General features: G+C 63.4%; 14 protein-coding genes and 4 pseudogenes. 4 read left to right on the top strand and 14 right to left on the bottom strand.

All coding sequences use genetic code 11. The annotated features are described in order from the left end of the window. Positions 1–123 precede the first annotated feature (123 nt). Entirely contained in the window at positions 124–846 is a 723-nt protein-coding gene (locus ACZZZP_RS11865; RefSeq protein WP_463382850.1) for a substrate-binding periplasmic protein, read from the top strand. 77 nt (positions 847–923) lie between these two features. On the opposite strand, the gene nhaA is transcribed toward ACZZZP_RS11865, so the two are convergent. The 10 genes and pseudogenes from nhaA to ACZZZP_RS11815 form a co-directional block, all read right to left on the bottom strand. Then, entirely contained in the window at positions 924–2,159 is a 1,236-nt protein-coding gene (gene nhaA, locus ACZZZP_RS11860) for a Na+/H+ antiporter NhaA (RefSeq protein WP_463536544.1), read from the bottom strand. 242 nt (positions 2,160–2,401) lie between these two features. Then, the gene (locus tag ACZZZP_RS11855; protein WP_463536543.1) at positions 2,402–2,944 is read right to left on the bottom strand and encodes a S1 family peptidase; all 543 of its coding nucleotides are present in this window, start codon (positions 2,942–2,944) and stop codon (positions 2,402–2,404) included. A gap of 309 nt (positions 2,945–3,253) precedes the next feature. Next, a complete protein-coding gene (locus ACZZZP_RS11850) occupies positions 3,254–3,880 on the bottom strand; it encodes a flavin reductase family protein (RefSeq protein WP_463536542.1) in 627 nt (208 codons plus the stop codon). A gap of 93 nt (positions 3,881–3,973) precedes the next feature. Then, a pseudogene (gene ppnN, locus ACZZZP_RS11845) lies at positions 3,974–5,357 on the bottom strand (nucleotide 5'-monophosphate nucleosidase PpnN). A 489-nt stretch (positions 5,358–5,846) separates the two neighbouring features. Then, a pseudogene (gene pdeM / locus ACZZZP_RS11840) lies at positions 5,847–6,568 on the bottom strand (ligase-associated DNA damage response endonuclease PdeM). Next, the gene (locus ACZZZP_RS11835) at positions 6,531–7,481 is read right to left on the bottom strand and encodes a hypothetical protein (RefSeq protein ID WP_463536950.1); all 951 of its coding nucleotides are present in this window, start codon (positions 7,479–7,481) and stop codon (positions 6,531–6,533) included. The pseudogene pdeM and the gene ACZZZP_RS11835 overlap by 38 nt, the downstream one beginning before the upstream one ends. Before the next feature lie 84 nt (positions 7,482–7,565). Continuing rightward, positions 7,566–7,643 (bottom strand): annotated as a pseudogene (locus tag ACZZZP_RS11830) (hypothetical protein); the annotation flags it as partial. A 73-nt stretch (positions 7,644–7,716) separates the two neighbouring features. Next, positions 7,717–9,075: pseudogene (locus ACZZZP_RS11825) on the bottom strand (DEAD/DEAH box helicase); the annotation flags it as partial. A 76-nt stretch (positions 9,076–9,151) separates the two neighbouring features. Next, positions 9,152–10,801: an ATP-dependent DNA ligase gene (locus ACZZZP_RS11820; RefSeq protein ID WP_463382844.1), complete on the bottom strand. Its 1,650-nt coding sequence runs from the start codon at positions 10,799–10,801 to the stop codon at positions 9,152–9,154. Then, complete coding sequence (locus ACZZZP_RS11815; RefSeq protein ID WP_463382843.1) at positions 10,798–11,805, bottom strand: ligase-associated DNA damage response exonuclease; 1,008 nt, start codon at positions 11,803–11,805, stop codon at positions 10,798–10,800. The genes ACZZZP_RS11820 and ACZZZP_RS11815 overlap by 4 nt, the downstream gene beginning before the upstream one ends. Before the next feature lie 144 nt (positions 11,806–11,949). Here ACZZZP_RS11815 and ACZZZP_RS11810 point away from each other — a divergent pair, with 144 nt between their 5' ends. The 3 genes from ACZZZP_RS11810 to ACZZZP_RS11800 all read left to right on the top strand — a co-directional run bounded on the left by ACZZZP_RS11810 (position 11,950) and on the right by ACZZZP_RS11800 (position 14,022). Then, positions 11,950–12,477 (top strand): hypothetical protein, encoded by a 528-nt coding sequence (locus ACZZZP_RS11810; RefSeq protein ID WP_463382842.1) that lies wholly within the window; start codon positions 11,950–11,952, stop codon positions 12,475–12,477. 12 nt (positions 12,478–12,489) lie between these two features. Then, complete coding sequence (locus ACZZZP_RS11805) at positions 12,490–12,936, top strand: YetF domain-containing protein (protein WP_122495787.1); 447 nt, start codon at positions 12,490–12,492, stop codon at positions 12,934–12,936. Between the two features lie 228 nt (positions 12,937–13,164). After that, positions 13,165–14,022, top strand: a complete 858-nt coding sequence (locus ACZZZP_RS11800; protein WP_463382841.1) for an SDR family oxidoreductase — start codon at positions 13,165–13,167, stop codon at positions 14,020–14,022. Positions 14,023–14,071: 49 nt separating this feature from the next. Here the strand turns inward: ACZZZP_RS11800 and ACZZZP_RS11795 are convergent, their stop codons facing one another. From ACZZZP_RS11795 to ACZZZP_RS11780, 4 genes are all read right to left on the bottom strand, one after another. Further along, on the bottom strand, positions 14,072–14,845 hold the full coding sequence (locus ACZZZP_RS11795; RefSeq protein ID WP_463382840.1) for an SDR family oxidoreductase: 774 nt from the start codon (positions 14,843–14,845) through the stop codon (positions 14,072–14,074). Between the two features lie 14 nt (positions 14,846–14,859). Beyond that, positions 14,860–17,220, bottom strand: a complete 2,361-nt coding sequence (locus ACZZZP_RS11790) for a glycosyl hydrolase family 65 domain-containing protein (RefSeq protein WP_463382839.1) — start codon at positions 17,218–17,220, stop codon at positions 14,860–14,862. After that, positions 17,213–18,181 carry a PfkB family carbohydrate kinase gene (locus ACZZZP_RS11785; RefSeq protein ID WP_463382838.1) on the bottom strand — a complete coding sequence of 323 codons (969 nt, stop codon included), beginning with the start codon at positions 18,179–18,181 and terminating at the stop codon, positions 17,213–17,215. The genes ACZZZP_RS11790 and ACZZZP_RS11785 overlap by 8 nt, the downstream gene beginning before the upstream one ends. A gap of 91 nt (positions 18,182–18,272) precedes the next feature. After that, on the bottom strand, positions 18,273–19,076 hold the full coding sequence (locus ACZZZP_RS11780) for an exodeoxyribonuclease III (protein ID WP_463382837.1): 804 nt from the start codon (positions 19,074–19,076) through the stop codon (positions 18,273–18,275). Between the last annotated feature and the right edge of the window lie 3 nt (positions 19,077–19,079).

Here is a 19,079-nt window from a genome sequence, read left to right as displayed (position 1 = left end):
CTCCACCCAGGCATCCAAGCCGAAGGTGAAAACGCTGATAGGCAGTGCGGCATGTCGCACGCGCCTGCTGATCTATAGTCAATCGGTAACGATTCGGCAAAACAGGGGTGTGCGGTGAGAGCAATGTTCTGGGCTGTGGTCTGGCTTGTGCACAGTGCGGCGGCATCGGCTGCTGAAGACATCACCTTGTTTTGCTACCAGAACAAACCGCCTTACGTCGTAGATTACGCCGCCCAAAAAGGGCTGTATTTCGACCTGGCGCAGCGGCTGGAAGCGCTGATGCCGGATTACCACTTCGCCGTGCGCGAGATTCCTCGCCGGCGTCTGGATCGTCAGTTGAACGAGGGCCGGCTGCCGGGGCTGGTGCTCGGCGTGGGCCCCGCGTGGTTTCCCAATTCGCCTGCTTTTACGCTGACCGAGCCGTTTATCGATGACGTCAATTTGCTGGTGTCGCGCAACAGCGGCGAGGTCTCACGGCTCACGCTTGCCACGCTGCAGGGGCATCGCTTGGGCTTGGTGGCCGGGCACTATTACCCGGAGCTGACGCCGCTGCTGACGAGTGGATCGGTCAGTCGACAAGACAGCGTGGATGAGCGCGTCAATGTCGAACGCCTGCAACGCGGTTGGATCGATGCCACCGTTGTCGGCAAGCGCACGCTGGAGTTTTTCTGGTTTGAACGACCCGCCCTGCAGGCCCAGTTGTTTGTTGCCGGGCCGCTGAGTCGCTATCAGCGTCACCTACTGGTGCCCACTGCCTACGCACGCTTAGTGCCGGCGCTGAACAAGGCCATCGAGGCGCTGGATGACGACGAAGCGTGGCTGGCGAGGGTGGCGGCTTATCGTTAGCCGCCACGGCCTGCTTTTAAAGCTCAAAAAGCATCGAGGCTAAAGCCTCTCCCACAGACGGCGTGGTTTGGGCGGGTCTAGGCAGGGTTCGCCTTGGCGCGGCGAACCACGATGGCGCCAATTATCAGGCCGAGCGTCGCGGCAATGGCCGAGGCGAGCAGCACACCGAGCTTGGCGGCACTGAGTAGGCCATCGTCGGTAAAGGCCAGTGAGGCGATAAAGATCGACATGGTGAAGCCGATGCCCGCCAGGCAGCCGATCAAGCCCAGCCACGACCACGTCATGCCCGGCGGCAGCACGCACCAGCCCAGGCGCACCAGCAGCCAGGTGCTGAACATCACGCCAATTGGCTTGCCAATCACCAGCGCACACAGCACGCCGAACATCACCGTCAGCGAGGCTGAATTGTTGAGGTCGACGCCGCCCAGGCTAACGCCGGCGTTGGCCAGGGCGAACAGCGGCATCACGCCGTAGGCCACCCACGGATGCAGCGCTGCCTGCACGCGAATCACCGGCGGCAACAGTTCGCGCTGTGCGGTGCGCAGCTGTTTGACCGAGTGCAAGACCTCGCCGGTGTCTTCCTCGGCACGGTGCGTCAGGTTGTGCAGGGCGCCCCTGGCCTTGTCCAGCGGACCCTCGGTATCGGGGCGGGAAAACACTGGCGTCATCAGACCCAACACCACGCCGGCCAGGGTGGGATGGGCGCCGGTTTTCAACAGGCCGAACCACAAAATGGCGCCGGGCAGCACATAGGCAAACGCGGAGCCAATGCCGATTTGCTGAAAGATCAGCACCAGCACAATGCCGGCAGCGGCGATCAGGAAACCGATGGGCTCCAGGCCGCCGGAGTAAAACACGGCAATGATCAGCACGGCGGCAATGTCATCGATGATCGCCAACGCCAGCAAAAATACCCGCACGGACGGCGGAATCGATTTGCCCAGCAAGGCCAGCACGCCCATGGCAAAAGCGATATCGGTGGCCGTGGGCACGGCCCAGCCGGAGCGCAGGTTTGGGTCAGCGTTAAGGGCAACGTAGATCAGCGCTGGCACCACTACGCCGCCGAGCGCGGCGGCCATTGGCAGCGTCGCCAGCTTGAGTGTGGCGAGGGCGCCTTCGTGAATTTCGCGGCGAATTTCCAGGCCGACCACCAGAAAGAACACGGTCATCAAGCCGTCGTTAATCCAGAAATGCAGCGACTGTGAAAGCTGCCAATCGCCTAAACCAAGGCTGACGGGCATGTGCCAGAGGTGGTGGTAACTGTCGGCTGCTGAAGAGTTTGCCCAGATCAGGGCGATGGCAGCGGCGAGCATCAAAACGATGCCGCTGACGGCTTCGATATGAAGGAAATGCTCGAGGGCGCTAAACGCTTTGTCGGCTACGCGGCGCGCAGCCGGAAGAGCCTTTGGGGGAAGGGGGTCGGTTCATGGTCGCTCACTTTTTCCAGACTGTGCGGCGGCCCGACCAACACAAAAAACCTGCCCGGCTGCAGAACCGCAGCCGTGACACCCGCCGGCAACCTTACACAACGAAAACCGATACCGCCACCCGCGATTTACTCGGTCAGGGTCATCAGCACATCGGAATACCAGGCGCAATTAAGGCCCAGCGCTTCGTCCAGTTCCTGATCGCGGTTAACGTCCAGACGCGATGAATGCACGCCCAGCAGCAGCCACGGAAGCTCGCGGTTATCGTCGGCGGCCATGCGCATCACAATCGGTGCGCCGCTAGAGCCACGGTGCGTGCGCGCGTCGGTGAGGAAATAACCTTCGCCCTTGAAACGCAGGCCAAACGCCGAGGCAATGCTGGCCTGACGCGCCACAGGCATGTGGTGCAAGGTGTCGTGAAAACCCAGCGGAAAGCCGACCACCAGCAAGGGGCTGCCAATTTCGATGGGCTTGGTCAGATCGGCCAGGTGCTCGGGCGTGAAGGCCAGGTACGCGGTGGTTGGCGGCAGCGCGCTGCGTTCGATTTCCACAACGGCAATGTCAATTTCACCGCCCGAATCGGTGCCCTGACGCCACAGGCTCTTACCGTCTTTAAACAACGGAATGGAAAAACCGATGGACTCCGCCAGGTTGTCCTTATTGGTGTGCAACTCGATTTCCAGCCGGCTCGGGTGATGCTCCGGTCGGTGCGTCGACAACCACGTGGCGGCTGGTGACTAGAAACAGGCGTTGTTCGCGCTGGAAAAAAAAGCCACTGGCGTTGGTGAGTGGGCGGTCCAGGTCGTACGTGGACACGCGCGTAGCGGCGAGTAGAAGGGTTCCAGCATGATGAGTTACATCCTGTAAGAAGCTGCGGTGTTAAGTAGAAGGGCGCAGCGGCTGGAAGGTTCGAGCGATATTTTTGCGCCGGCAAGCGGGTTTCGTCAGGGCAGCGGAAACCCGCAGTAAAAGCGCTGCGGTTATTTGTCCACCACCGGGCGATGCATGTGGAAACGCTGGCTTTCTTCGATGGCGAAATAGTCCGTCGGGCCGCCGCCTCGCATGATCGGTTGCGCCAACACCGTGTTGTACACGCCGTCTTCCAACACCGCCGTGTCGATGTGCACGGCCACTACTTCGCCCAACACCAGCCAGGTATCGATCAGCCCCCCGTCGGCCTTCTGCAGCTGCACGATGTCGCTCAACCGGCACTCGAAAGACACCGGACTGGCCAGCACCCGTGGCGGTTTCACCAGGCGCGAGGGCGCGGTGTCGAGGCCCGCCAGTTCGAACTCGTTGACCTCAGGCGCCACCAGCGCCGACGAGGCATTCATCTGCTCCGCCAGCGGGCGGCTGGCCAGGTTCCAGACAAACTCTTTGCTGGCCGCAATATTTCGTACGCTGTCTTTCCAGCCGATGCTTGAAAATCCAATGATCGGCGGTGTGTAGTTGAAGGCATTGAAGAAACTGTACGGCGCCAGATTAAGCACGCCGTCGGGGCTCTGCGACGAGATCCAGCCAATCGGCCGTGGGGCGACGATGGAATTGAGCAGGTCGTGCTTCATGCCGTGGCCGAGTTTGGGTTCGTAGAAATGGAATTCGCGCATGGGGGACCTCAAGTGCTCTCTGTGGGAGGGCGATTAACCGCGCTGCTCCTACAAAACATCGCGGCTAAAGCCGCTCCCACAGGTACGGGGGGGTTAGCCGTTAATCACGCGGTAGCACGGCACATAGGCCGCGCCGCCGGGCCAGTTTCATGCGGTGTTGCTCAACGAAGGCTTGCAGCAGTTTGTCCAGCGGCTCACATTACGGCGGGGTCGCCATAGAATTTCATAAGGGCCGAACTCTTCGATCAGACGAATGCCGGTCGCCTTCACGTTGCCCGCCACAATGCCGGAAAACGCCTGACGCAAAGTCGCCGCCAGCTCATGTGGGGCAATGCTGCGGTTGAGTTTCAGCGCGGCCATGTTGGCGTGGGTCGGCCCGAATGGGCGCTGGAAGCCTTCATCGATTTTCAGCAGCCAGTTGAAGTGGAACGCGTCGTTGCGCTCGCGGCGGAACTGTTTCACCTGCTTCAGCCCGAGCGTCATCTGCCGCGCCACTTCAGCGGGGTCGTCGACAATGATCTGATAATGCGCCTGCGCCGATTCCCCCAGCGTCGCCCCAATAAACGCGTGCAGCTGCTCGGAAATACGCCTTGGCGCTTCTCGGCCCGGTGGGGATGACGGGGAAAGGCAGGTCCTGGTTGTCGGGGTGCATCAGAATGCCGAGCAGATACAGGAACTCTTCGGCCGTACCGGCGCCGCCCGGGAAAATGATGATGCCGTGACCGACCCGCACGAACGCCTCCAGGCGTTTTTCGATGTCCGGCAGAATCACCAGCTCGTTGACGATCGGGTTCGGTGCCTCGGCGGCGATGATGCCCGGCTCGGTCAGGCCCAGGTAGCGGCTGCCGGTGATGCGTTGCTTGGCATGGCTGATGGTCGCGCCCTTCATTGGCCCTTTCATCACGCCGGGGCCGCAGCCGGTGCACACGTCGAGGCTACGCAAGCCCAGCTCATGTCCGACCTTCTTGGTGTACTTGTATTCCTCGGTGCTGATCGAGTGACCGCCCCAGCACACCACGATTTTCGGCTCCACGCCGGGGCGCAGGGTGCGGGCGTTGCGCAGCAGGTGGAACACGTAATCGGTGATGCCCTGTGAGGTGTCCAGGTCGATGCGTTGGCTGTCGAGTTCGTTCTCGGTGTAAGCTTGATGTCGCGCAGGGCGCTGAACAACATCTCGCGCGTGCTGGCGATCATTTCGCCATCGACGAACGCGTCGGCCGGCGCATTCAACAACTCCAGGCGCACGCCACGGTCTTGCTGGTGGATGCGCACTTCGAAATCTTTATAGGCGTCGAGGATGGTCTTGGCGTTATCGATATGGGCGCGCGGTATTGAGGATGGCCAGGGCGCACTGGCGGAATAGATCGTAGATGCTGCCGGAACCGGCTTCGCTGAGTTGTTGCACTTCGCGTTGGGACAATGTTTCCAGGCTGCCTTTGGGGCTGACGGAGGCGTTGATGACTTGTCTGTGGCGCATTCTGTTTTCCATAAAGAGGAGCGGTGGACAGGGGCACTCCGGCTCCGGTGTGGGGGTAGTTTGCCGTGTGGGAGGGGGGATGTCACAGGGCGATGGGGGTTGCTGTTTTTTTGCGGGCTTGGTGTATGGCTAGAGACCGGTGGGGAGTGGGGTTGTTCCGTTGGGGTTTGGTTGAGGCCGGTAACGGCGCCTCCGTCATCCTCGCGAGACCCGCCACCGCACTTCGCTCCGAAACTCTGGATTCCGAATCGTCGGACCGCCGCCTGCGCGGGAATGACGGAGGATTTACCAAACACCACCGTCATCCTCGCGAACGCGGGGATCCAGTATCTCCCGCCGGGCAAAGCAATCGAGGCATAGGTGTCTATTGCGACGTGAAGAACCCGCCATTGCACTCCGCTCCGAGACTCTGGATTCTCGCCTTCGCGGGAATGACGGTGGTGTTTGAAAAATCCACCGTCATCCTCGCGAACGCGGGGATCCAGAGTCTCAAGCCGTACGCGGTAGATCGGCGAAGGTGTTTTTTAACATCCCTGCTAAAGGCGATTGCCCCTTAAACCACCCGCAAACCCCACCATCCCCCACCACAAAACCCCGCTCCCCATCCTCAGGCAACACGCCCATGCGCCAGTAAAACTCCCAAACGCGGGCATCAGGCTCACCCGTTCGCCAATCAAAAAGCGCGGCAGCCTGCAGGCTCTGCCCGACCTTTGCCGCGCAGGCGATACGCAGGATGCACATGCCCGGCCAGAACATGGTGGGTGGCGTGGGCGTCCGGTTCATGTTGCAGGGCCAGCGGGCCCACCAGTAGCAGCTCGGCGACGGTTTCGATGCCCAAATGCGCCGGGGGATCGCCAGCGTTGCAGGTCGTGGTTGCCGCGGATGAGGGTGATGTCCATGGCCACATGGCCGCTGCGCCATTGCTGCAGGGCGGCCAAGGTGGCGGGGTTTTGGCTTGGCGGGCGTGGAGAAAGTCGCCAAGTACGATCAGCCGCCGGCTGGGGTAGCGGTGCAGCAGTTGGTCGAGGCGTTGGAAGTTTTCAGCGGTAGTGCCGTGGGGAACGGGTTGGCCCAGTTGGCGGTAGGTGGCGGCCTTGCCCAGGGTGCAGGTCGGCGATCAGCAGCGCCTGATAGTCGGGCCACCAGATGGCTTTGTCGGCGAGTAGCCAGAGTTCAGTTCCAGCCAGTTGCACGGGCAGATGTTCGCTCAGGGACGCTCCTTAACGGGACGGGGTCGGCCGTCTTTGCCTTGGCGCGGGGCGCGGCCTTTGCGTGGGGCAGGGCGCTCGTTGTCGATGGCGAATCGGGCGTCGGTTTCGGCTTCGTAGCCGCCAGGGCCGGCGGCTTTTCCAGGTCTTGCACCATGCGTTTGATGCGGTCGGCCAGTTTTTCCGAGCTGAGGCTTTCGCGAAAACGTTCCACCAGCAGCGGGAAGGCCAGGGGCGTGGCGCGTTTGATCACGTGCACGTCCAGGCGCCGCGTTTGCAGGCGTTCTAGAGTGTGCTGCAGGCGCTGAACTTCCAGTTCCTGGCGCAGCACTTCCTGTTGCGCCTGGGTCAGCAACAGGTTGCTCGGGTCGTATTGCTGGAAGACGTCGAAGAACAAGGCGCTGGAGGCTTGCAGTTGCCGGGCGCTTTTGGCCGCGCCGGGGTAGCCGGAAAACACCAGCCCGGCGATGCGGGCGATTTCGCCGAAGCGGCGACGCGCCAGCTCGCCGGCGTTCAGGCTGGCGAGCACGTCGCGCAACAGGTGCTCGGTGCTGAACAGCGCCGGGGTTAGGGCGTGGGCGTAGTCGATGGGGCTGGCGCACAGCAGTTCCAGGCCGTAGTCGTTAACGGCGATGGAAAAGCTCAGCGGTTGCCCTTCGGCCAGACGCCAGGCGAGCAGGCTGGCCAGCCCCAGGTGCACGGAACGCCCGGCGAACGGGTACAGAAACAGGTGCCAGCCTTCGCGTGATTTCACCACTTCGGCAAGCAAGGTGTGCGCCGTTGGCAGCGCCGACCAGCTCTCCTGCACCGCGAGCAACGGGCGCAACAGCCGCATCTCATCGCTGGCGTATTCGCCCTCGGCGGCGGCACCGAGTTTGTCGACCACGGCGTCGGCCAGCTCGCTGGACAGCGGCATACGCCCACCATTCCAGCGCGGCACCGCGGCTTTTTTGCCGGTGGCGCGGCGCACGTAGGCGGTCATGTTTTCCACCCGCACCAGTTCCAGCAGGCGCCCGGCGAACAGGAAGCCGTCGCCGGGGCGCAGGCGGGCGATAAAGCCTTCTTCGACGCTGCCCAATCGAGCCGCCGCTGCCGCCTTTGGTCCAGTACTTCACGCTCAGGCTGGCATCGCTGACGATGGTGCCGATGCTCATGCGGTGCCGCCGCGCCAAGCGCGCATCCGGCACGCGCCAGCGGCCGTCGGCGTCGGGTTCGGCGCGGCGGTAGTCGGGGTAGGCGGTGAGCGAGTGGCCGCCATGGCGAATAAACGCCAAGGCCCAGTCCCATTCCTCGTCGGTGAGCTGGCGGTAAGCCCAGGCGCTGCGCACTTCGGCGAGCATGGCCTCGCTCATGAAGCCGCCGCCCAAGGCCATGCTGACCAAATGTTGAACCAGCACGTCGAGGGGTTTTTCCGGCGACTGGCGCGCCTCGATTCGGCGCTCGGCGACTGCCGTTTGCGCCGCCGCCGACTCCAGCAGTTCCAAGCCATGGGTCGGCACCAAGGTCACGCGCGAAGGCCGCCCTGGCGCATGGCCGCTGCGGCCGGCACGCTGCATCAGGCGCGCCACGCCTTTCGGTGAGCCGATTTGCAGGACGCGCTCCACTGGCAGAAAGTCCACGCCCAAGTCGAGGCTGGAGGTGCACACCACGGCTTTCAGCGAGCCTTGCTTGGGAGCCAGTTCCACCCAGTCGCGCACCTCACGTGACAACGAACCGTGGTGCAAGGCCAGCAAGCCCGCCCAGTCAGGACGCGCTTCGAGCAGCGCCTGGTGCCAAATTTCCGCTTGCGACCGCGTATTGGTGAACACCAGTGTGGTGCTGCTGCTTTCCAGCTCTTCAACCACCTGCGGCAACATGCGCAAACCCAGATGGCCGGCCCAAGGAAAGCGTTCGATGCCGGGCGGCAGCAGGGTATCGACGCGCAAGGTTTTGGCCATTTTGCCTTGCACCAAACGCCCGGTCGGCATCAGCACTTCCATGGCGTGGGGTTGGTTGCCGAGGGTGGCAGACAAGCCCCAGACCATCAGTTCCGGCGTCCATTGCCGCAGGCGCGCCAGGGCCAACTGCAGCTGCACGCCGCGCTTGTTGCCGAGCAGTTCGTGCCATTCATCGACGATCACCATGCGCACGCTGGCGAAGGTGTCGCGGGCTTTGGCGCCGGTAAGCAGCAGCGTCAGGCTTTCCGGGGTGGTGATCAGCGCGCTGGGCAATTTGCGACTTTGCCGCGCGCGCTCGGCGCTGCCGGTGTCGCCGGTGCGCAGGCCCACGCTCCAGTGAATGTGCAAATCATCCAGCGGCGCCTGCAAGCGCGCGCGGTGTCGGCGGCCAGGGCGCGCATGGGGGTAATCCACAACACGGTCAGCGGCGCCACTGTCGGTTTTCGAGGGCGCGCGGTGGGCGCGGAGTGCAGCGGGAATCTTGGCGAAGCGATTGAGCGCAGCGAACCACACGGCATAGGTTTTCCCCGCGCCGGTGGTGGCGTGCAGCAAGCCGGACTCGCCGCCTTTCACGGCGGCCCACACCTCCTTTTTGAAAGGGGAAAGGTTTCCCACTGACGCAGCGCAAACCAGGCGCTGGCGGGGCTGGTCACAGCAGGCCCTGCAGGGTGGCGAGGGTGTCGGCTTGGTCCACGGTTTTGTCCGTGCGCCAGCGCAACATGCGCGGAAAACGCACGGCGATGCCGCTCTTGTGACGCTTGGACAGGGCGATGCCCTCGAAGCCCAGTTCGAAGACCAGGCTGGGCGTGACGCTGCGCACCGGGCCGAATTTCTCTACCGTGGTCTTGCGGATGATGGCGTCCACTTTGCGCATTTCTTCATCGGTGAGCCCGGAATAGGCTTTGGCGAACGGCACCAGTACGCGCTCGCCAGGGCTGGCGTCGTCCCACACGGCAAAGGTGTAGTCGCTGTACAAACTGGCGCGCCGGCCGTGGCCGCGTTGCGCGTAGATGAGCACGGCGTCGATGCTGAACGGGTCGATTTTCCACTTCCACCACAGGCCCATGTCCTTGGTGCGGCCGACGCCGTACAGCGAGTCGCGGCGCTTGAGCATCATGCCTTCCACACCCAGCTCGCGAGAGGCTTCGCGCTGGCGGGCGAGGTCGGCCCAGTCGCTGCCGCGCACCTCGGGCGACAGGCGCAAGCGTTCATCGCCCATCTCCGCTACCAACAATTCCAGGCGCGCGCGGCGCTCGTCCTGGGTGCGGCTGCGCCAGTCTTCGCCGCGCCACTCCAGCAGGTCGTAGGCGAGCAGCACCACGGGCACGTCATCGAGCAGTTTCTTGCTCAGGGTTTTGCGCCCGATGCGTTGTTGCAGCAGGGCGAAGGGTTGAATGCCGAAGGCTTTGTCGCTGTCGTGTTTCCACACCACCAGCTCGCCGTCGACCACGGTGCCGTCGGGCAGCGCCTCGCCCAGCTCGTGCAGCTCGGGGAAGCGCTCGGTCACCAGCTCTTCGCCGCGCGACCAGATCCACAGGCGACCTTCACGCTTAACCAGCTGTGCGCGAATGCCATCCCACTTCCATTCCACCAACCAGTCCTCGACCGGGCCGAGTACCGTGTCGAAGTTGTCGAGCTCCTGTTGCAGCGGATGGGCGAGGAAAAACGGATACGGCTGGCCGCCGCGCTGGGCGTGTTCGTCGTCGGACTCGGCGGCAATCAGCGCCAGGTAACGCGCGGCAGTGGGACGGTGCGACAAGTCGGTGTAGCCCACCAACCGCTGCGCCACGCGCTTGGCATCGATGCCCGCCAATGCCGCCAGGGCGCGGGTGACCAGCAGCTTGGAGACGCCGACGCGAAACGAGCCGGTGAGCAGTTTCAGGCTGACCATCAGGCTTTGCCGGTCCAGTTGCGCCCACAGCGGCGGGAGGTGGTCGGCCAGGGTTTCCGGCGGCAAACCGCGCAGCGGCAGCAGGTGTTCTTCCAGCCACCAGGCCAGGCCGTGTTCGCTGCTGTGCTCGGCTTCGGGCAGCAGCAGGGAGATGGTTTCCGCCAAGTCGCCGACCGCTTGGTAGCTTTCTTCGAATAGCCAATCGGGCAGCCCCGCCAAGCGACTGGCCAGTTCACGCAGCACGCGGGTTGGCACCACTTGGCGGGGCCGGCCGCCGGCGAGAAAGTAGGTGGCCCACGCCGCGTCGCCTGGCTCGGCCCCGGCGAAGTAGTCCTGCATGGCTTGCAACTTGGCGTTGCTGGAGGTGGTGGCGTCGAGGCGCGCGTACAGCTCGGCGAAGGCTTTCATTCGGGCACCTGCGCATCGTCTTCATCGCCGTATTCGGTTTTGAAACCGCGCGCGTCGAGGCCCTGTTCGCGCAAATGCCGGACCAGCACGTTGACCTGGCCGTGGGTGACCATCACCCGTTCGGCGCCGGTTTGCTCGATGGCCCAGAGCAGGCCCGGCCAGTCGGCGTGGTCGGAGAGCACAAAGCCTCGGTCTACGCCACGACGCCGACGTGTGCCGCGCAGCAACATCCAGCCGCTGGCGAAGGCGTCGCTGTACTCGCCGAAGCGGCGCATCCAGGTGCTGCCGGCAGCAGAGGGAGGCGCCAGGATCAGCGCCTGGCGCAACAGTGGGTCGTTCTTGGCGATGTCGCCGGCATACAACGTGGTGGGAATGCGCACGCCGGCTTCGCGGTAAACCGCATTCAACGGCTCGACGGCGCCGTGCACGAGAATCGGCCCGATGCTGTCGTCGATGCCATGCAGAATCCGCTGCGCCTTGCCGAAGGAATAGGCGAACAACACGCTGGCGCGTCCGGCGGCGACGTTGTCGCGCCACCAGCTGTCGATGCCGGCGAAAATCTCGCGCTGCGGCTGCCAGCGGTAAATCGGCAGGCCAAAGGTCGACTCGGTAATAAACGTGTGGCAGCGCACCGGCTCGAATGGCGTGCAGGTGCCGTCGGCTTCGACCTTGTAGTCGCCGGAGGCCACCCAGACTTCGCCCTGGTATTCCAGCCGCACCTGCGCGGAACCCAGCACATGGCCGGCCGGGTGAAAACTCAAGGTCACGCCGTGGTGATTGAGGCGCTCGCCGTAGGGCAGCGTTTGCAAGTTGATGTCTTGCCCCAGGCGCGAACGCAAAATGCCTTCGCCCGGCGCCGCCGCCAGATAGCGTTGGTTGCCGGTGCGCGCGTGGTCGCCGTGGGCGTGGGTGATGACCGAGCGCTCCACGGGGCGCCACGGGTCGATGTAAAAATCACCGGGTGGGCAATACAGGCCTTCGGGTCGAGCTATCACCAGCTCCATGCAGGCACCTTGGCGGTTTCGGTTCAGTTAAGAGGGGCACACCGGCCGATAGGTTCGCTTGGTTTCAGTGCAGCGCCTCACCCTAGCAAACACCTCGAACCATTGCCGCGCCGGCTCAGTCCATTTTTATGGAGGAGCCGAACCATGGGCATGTTCCGGGTAAAACTGACTGAACACGATGCGCGCAGCCGCCTCACGCCGGTGCACGAAAACATGGCCGTACAGCGGCGCTTATGGCTGCTCGAACGCCTCGGCCTGGTGGGCATGACCGTGCTGGTGCTGCTGACATTGCTCGGGCTGTTTTCCAAAGGCCTGTTGAGCAGCAGCCAGGCCAGCACTGGCCAGGATCAGCTGGCCGTGAGTTACGAACGCTTTCTGCGCAACGGCGCCACGTCCGTGATTGTTGTCGACCTGCGCGGCGCGCCCAACGCCGACCTGCCGTTGCGTATCGAGGGCGAATTGCTCGACGGCCTGACCGTGGAAAGCATCACGCCACCGGCGAAAAACGCCGCCACCTTCGACAAAACCGGCATGCAGCTGGCGCTTCGCGCCGACGCTGGCGGCCAGGTACGGGTGCACTTGGCCGTGCGCTCTGACGGCGTCGGCGCGTATCGCTCGGTGGTGCGTGGACCGGGCGGCAGCGTGACGCTCAACCAGTTTATCTACCCGTGATTCGAGGCCTTTATGGACGCTGTATTACGCGCCGCTGGTATCTACTTTGCGCTGCTGATCATCCTGCGCTTTGCCGGGCGTCGTTCGTTGTCGGAACTGACTATTTTCGATTTCATCTTGCTGCTGATCATCAGCGAAGCCACCCAGCAGGCGCTGCTGGGCGACGACTTTTCCTTCACCAACGCCGCCTTGGTGATCGTCACGCTGGTGACCATCGACGTGGTGCTGTCGCGGCTGAAATACCGCTGGCCGTCGTTTGATTTATGGATGGAGGGCTCGCCTACCATCGTCGTAGAAAACGGCGTGCCGCTACAGAGCCGCCTGCGCGCCATGCACCTGCGTGAGGAGGATATTCTCGAAGCCGCGCGGGAAAAACAGGGGCTGGTGAGCTTGCAGCAGATCAAATTCGCGATTGTCGAGAAGAACGGCAAGATTTCGATCATTCCAGTGGAGTCTTGAAAAGCATCGCGGCTAAAGCCGCTCCCACAGGGTCGGTGGAAGCGGTTTGATGCCGATGCCGGCCAGCACCGGAGCTCTACTGTGGGAGCGGCTTTAGCCGCGATTGGTCTGACCTGCAATCGCCATCCCCAGACTCGACCGAAAGCTCCACGCCCCTCATCGTAAAAGTTGAACGGCCACCGCGCGCCGTCAGTCGACCCTACTCGATCAACTGACTGGAGCGAACCGATGAAAGAGTACCCAACGCCCCCATTCCCTTCGCAAAAACAAGCCGTGCCAGGCAGCCAAACCCGTATGGAGCCGTACCCCGATTGCGGCGAGCAGAGCTACACCGGCCACCATCGCTTAGCCAATAAAATTGCGCTGATCACCGGCGCCGACAGCGGCATTGGCCGCGCCGTCGCCATCGCCTTCGCCCGTGAAGGCGCGGACGTGGCCATCGCCTACCTGGACGAGCACGAAGACGCCAAGGAAACCGCGCGTTGGGTCGAGCAGGCTGGGCGTCAGTGCCTGTTGCTGCCCGGTGATATCGCCGACAAAAACGTCTGCGAACAGCTGGTGGCCAAGACCGTGGAAACCTTTGGCCGCATCGACGTGTTGGTCAACAACGCCGCGTTCCAGATGACCCACAGCGACTTGGCCGATATCCCCGATGAAGAGTGGGTGCGCACCTTCGATATCAACATCACGGCCATGTTTCGCATCTGCAAAGCCGCCGTGCCGCACATGGCACCGGGCAGCTCAATCATCAACACCAGCTCGGTCAACTCCGACACACCGAAGCCAACCTTGCTCGCCTATGCCACCACCAAAGGCGCCATCGCTAACTTCACTGCCGGACTGGCGCAGTTGTTGGGCGAGAAGGGCATCCGCGTAAATTCGGTGGCGCCGGGACCGATCTGGACGCCGTTGATTGTCTCGACCATGACCGAAGAAGACATCACCAGCTTTGGCTCGCAAACCCCGTTGGGTCGGCCTGGGCAGCCGGTGGAAGTGGCGCCGATTTATGTGCTGTTGGCTTCGGATGAAGGCAGCTACATCTCCGGCACGCGCTATGGGGTAACGGGCGGAAAGCCGATTTTGTAACGCTGGCTCGTTGGGCTTCGTTTCAAGCGAAGCCCAGCTTTCACGTTGCTTAAGCCCCTTGTCCCCAATTCATCTCCAAGCCGCCATCCACGACAAAATTCTGCCCGGTGATATACGCCGAATCCGGTCCGATCAGAAACAGCGCCATCTCGGCGATTTCCTCCGGACGGCCGGGCCGCTTGAAGGGAATATTCGGCAGCTCTTTGGTGCGGGTTTGCGGGTCTTCCAGGCGTTTGTGGGTCATCGGCGTGTCGATCATGCCGGGTGCTACGGCGTTGACGTTGATGCCCATCGGCGCCAGTTCCAGAGCCAGGCTGCGGGTCATGGTCAACAGGCCGCCTTTGGCTGCGCCGTAGGGCACGTTGCCGGGGCTGGGGATGGAGTCGTGCACCGAGGTGATGTTGAGGATTTTCCCGCCGCCACCGGCTTTTTCCCGCAGGCGGACAAATTCGCGGCTGCACAGGAACGGCCCGCGCAGGTCGGTGCGGATGGTTTTATCGAAGTCCTCGGCGGTCAGCTCGATAAAGGCTTTGCTCATGCCAATGCCGGCGTTGTTGACCAAAACGGTCGGCGTGCCGAGCTCGGCGGTGACGGCGTTGAACAGCTCTACCACGCTGCTTTCATCGCCGACATCGACCTGGCGCATCAGCGCGCGATTGCCGCGCCGTTTAACGTCATCAAGGGTTGATTGCGCGCCTTCTTGGTCGCTGTGGTAGGTGATCACCACGTCGGCGCCTTCTCGGGCGAAGGCCAGCGCCATGGCGCGGCCCATGCCCGAATCCGAGCCGGTGACGATAACGATTTGTCCGCTCAGTGTGTTCATTAGCCCATCCTCGTTTAGTGCGCCGCTGGCGCGTGGCAGTCCAGACGCAACACCGCGCCGGGGGTCAGCGTTTCGCTACCGCCGGGGTGACAGACGTCCAATGGCTCGGCGTTTTCCGCCAGGTGCAGGCTCAGCACCTTGTCGCGCAGTTGCACGCGCAGGTAGCGGCCTTGAAAGGTGAAGCCCATGTGCACGCCGTCGAGCGCGGGCGGCACGGCAGGAAATATGCGCAGGCATTCAGCGGTGGGGTGCAGGCCCAGGTAATGACGCTGCAACACGTCCAGCGAACCGGCCATGGCGCCCAGGTGCACGCCTTCGAGGGTGCCGCTGTCGGCCGGGGCGTCGAGGTCGGTGCGCAGGCAATCGCACCAACTGTCCCACGAGGCTTGCGGGTTCAAGTGAGCCAGCGCGCCGGCACACACCAGTTTCGACAGGCTCGATTCGTGGCTCAGTCGCGCCAGATGGAAGTCGGCGGTGCGGCGCATGGCGGGCACGTCGAAGTGATAGCCAAGGTGTTCACACAGGTCGCTGAGCTCGGCTGGCGGGAATAGATGAAACAAGGCGAGCACGTCGGCCTGCTTGCTGACTTGGTAGCACTCGCAGCAGTCGTTGCGCGCCTCGAGCATCCAGTCCAGACGCGGGTGCTCGGTGGTCATCCATTCCCTCGGCACCGGTTGCAGGTGCTCGTAGCCGTCGAACTGGTTGAGCACGCCGTCGGGTAGAAAGGGTAGATACATCCGTGAACCGATATGGCGCCAGTGTGCGACTTCGCTGTCTTTGAGCTGAAGCCGGCTGCGCAACGCAGCTTCCAGGTCGGCTGGCAGACAGTGCAATAAATCCACGGCCCGGTGCAGCACCCAGGCAGCCATGAGGTTGGTGTAGGCGTTGTTGTTCAAGCCCGGCTGGCCGGTGTGCGGGTAGCCCGTGTGGTATTCGTCGGGACCAATCACACCATTGATGACAAAGCGCTCCAGGGTTTCGTCGTAGCTGACCAGGCTGGCCCAGCAGCGGGCGATCTCCAGCACCATTTCGCCGCCCCAGTCGGCTAAAAACTCTTTCTCGCCGCTGATTTGATAGTGCTGCCAAACGCCATACACCACGGCAGCACCGATGTGCCGTTGCAGGTACGTGTGGTCGGCCATCCAGCGTCCCGATAGCGGGTTGTAGTTGAACGGCGGCGTTTGCTCGCGGCCGCTGCGGGCGCTGCGCCACGGGAACAGGGCGCCTTCTAGGCCGGCCTGGCGCGCGTTTTCGCGGGCGGCATCCAGGCGCCGGTAGCGGTAGCGCAACATGCTCAGCGTAATGGCCGGCAGGCGGCTGGAAAGAAACGAATAGGCGAACAGCTCGTCCCAGAAAATCTGCCCGAAATAGCCCTCGTGCCAACCGCGTGACGGAAAGCTCTGGTCGCGCTCGGCACTCAGTGGCGAGGCGGCTTGCAGCACATGCCAGGCGCCCAGGCGCAGCGGCGTATCGAGTACGGTGTCGTCCAGCTGCACATCGGCAGCGCGCCAGAGTGTTTCCCAAGCGCGCTGATGCGCTGCACGCAAGCTGGCAAACGGTGCGGTGGGCAGTTCCACCGTGCCGGCCGGAATCTCGTCATCCACCAACACCCGAACGCGTTTTTCCAGGGTGACGCGGGTGCCGGGTTGCTCGATCACGGTGTGCTGGATAAGCCGCTGCGCTTGGATGTCGCTGCGCCAATTCAGCGGCTCGTCGCTTCGCAGTTGGCAGGCCACCAGCACCTCGCCGATAGCGGAAATTAACCGGGCGCGCACCTGCGCATGGCCATCGGCGCGGTGGGTAAAGGTGCCCGGTCGCAAGCGCGAGCCTTCGTACGGATGACTGCCGCTGACCAGGCTGTTGCTGACGCCGCCGTCCAACAGCGAACGAACGTGCAACGGCGGCAGCGGCTGGTCGCTGCTGAGCGTCCAGCGCAGCAAGGCGAGCGTCGGCTCGGCCATGCTCACCAGGCGTTCTTCATGCAGCTGAATGTGTCGCTCGCCCAAGCGAAAACTTAACGTGCGATTGAGCTGCGCGGCACGCAGGTCGAGGTGCTGTTGATAGTCCAGCGCCTCGCCGGTGAACCACTGCTCGCCGTCCAGCGAAACGCTCAGGCCGAAGGGGTCGGGCAGGTTAACGAGCGCTTCCAGAGTCTGCGTTACACCATTGACCGAGCGCGGCGCGGCGTCGTACCAGCCGCCGCGGTAAAGGCCGGCGTAGCGCATGCCCGGCGCGCCGCCGAAGGCCGCTTCCGGCGCACTGGAACGCCAGGTCAGCACGCCGTTGCCAAGGGTGAACAGGGCTTCGCGGCGACGTTCATCGTGGGGGTCGAACGCGGCGAAGGCGAGCATCGCGCCGCCACAGTGGTCAATCATTGAGCAGTTCCCGCGCCTGGAAAAACCGCTGCCCGGCCAGGGCTTCGAGGTGTTCACGGTCGGCGTAGGCTTCCTGCGAGCCATAGCCGGTGACGGCCTGTTGCGCGGCGGCCACGGCCCACGCCACGGTTTCTAACGGCGCCAGGCCTTCGAGCCATGTGATGGCCAGCACGGCGGTAAAGGCGTCGCCGGCGCCGGTGCTGTCGACCACGTTGACTTCGGCGGCCGGCACATAGAAAACCCGTTGCTCGTAGGCCATGACGGCACCGCCATCGGCAAGTTTGATGCAGGCCAATTTCACTCCGCGTGCGCACAGTTCACGGGCGGCGTGGGCGAGGGCTTCAAGCTCGTTCAGTTCGCCAGGTTCCAGGCCCAACAGCGCGGCCACTTCTTCGCAATTGGGGGTGATTGCGGTCAGGCCGTGGAGCAGGGCAGGCGGCACACGGTCGGGGAAGGAGGGGTCGAGGATCACCGGAATGTGCAGGCGGTGCGCCTGCTGCACCACGTGCTCGACCACCCAAGTGGGCACTTCGCAATCGACCACCAGACAAGCAGGCGCCGTCAGCCCATTTAGCGGCTCGAGTGCCACGTCGAGGGCGGCCGGGTCCCATTCATCATTGGCATTGGCGGCCAGCACGATCTGCTTCTTGCCATCGGGCGGCACCACAATCATCGACACGGCGGTCGGTTCTGTATGGGAACGGCTGACACCGCTCAGCTCGACTGCGGCCGCGCGCAACGGCGCCAGGGCTTGTTCGGCCAGGTCATCGTTGCCCACGCGGCCCAGTAATACGCTGCGATGACCGAACAGGGCACCGATGTACGCCGTGTTGGCGGCCTTGCCACCCGGCCGCCTTGCAAAGCCGGTGGCCAGTTGCGTTTCGACGTCGCTCAGGGCGTCGTTCACGCGCAATTGGAAGTCCGCGTTAATGCTGCCCAGCGATACCAACGTGCCTGCCATGGGGTTCTCCGCTGCGGGTGGTAGTGGATTGCTTGCTAAGCAGATGACCTGCCCCGGTTGGCGGGAGTTCGTTGCGTTTCGTCGCGGGTCGTCAGCGCTTGAGCGTGATCCAGGTGGGGGCGTGGTCGCTGGCGTGTTCTTGATCGCGCACCCAGCGGTCGACGTTGGCGTCGACCAAACGCTTGGCCAGCGGCTTGCTCAACAGCAAGTGGTCGATACGCAAACCGCTGTTGCGTTGCCAGTGTTGGCGGAAGTAATCCCAGAAGGTGTAGATCGGCTCATCGGGGTGGCGCTCGCGCAGCGAGTCGGTCCAACCCTGAGCCAGCAGGCGTTGGTAACACTCGCGACTTTCCGGCTGCAGCAACGCGTCCTTGCGCCAGGATTTGGGGTTGTAGATATCGAAGTCGGTGGGCACCACATTGAAGTCGCCGGCCAGCACCACGGGGTGACCGTTGTCGACCAAGCCTTCGGCATGGCTGATCAAACGTTCAAACCACGCCAGTTTGTAGTCGAACTTCGGCCCCGGTTGCGGGTTGCCATTGGGCAAGTACAAGCAGCCGACGACCACACCATGAGCCGCCGCTTCCAGGTAGCGGCTCTGGGTGTCGTCCGGGTCGCCGGGCAGTTCGTTGCGGATTTCCAACGGCTCCATGCCTTTGGCCAGAATCGCCACGCCGTTCCATGCCGGCTGGCCTTTCCAGATCACGCCGTAACCGGCTTCGCGTATCGCGCTGGCGGGAAACTTTTGCTGCGCGGCTTTCAGCTCTTGCAGGCAAACGATGTCGGGCGCCTCGCGCTGCAGCCAGGCCAGCAATGCCGACAGGCGTGTGTTGATGCCGTTGACGTTGAAGGTGGCGATGCGCAGCGTGTCGGCGGCAGCGGATTTCTTGGCCATAAG

The organism is Pseudomonas sp. AC211 (genome assembly GCF_979258055.1).
The sequence above is the reverse complement of the archived record's forward strand: the minus strand, read 5'-3'. Positions and strand labels throughout refer to the sequence as shown.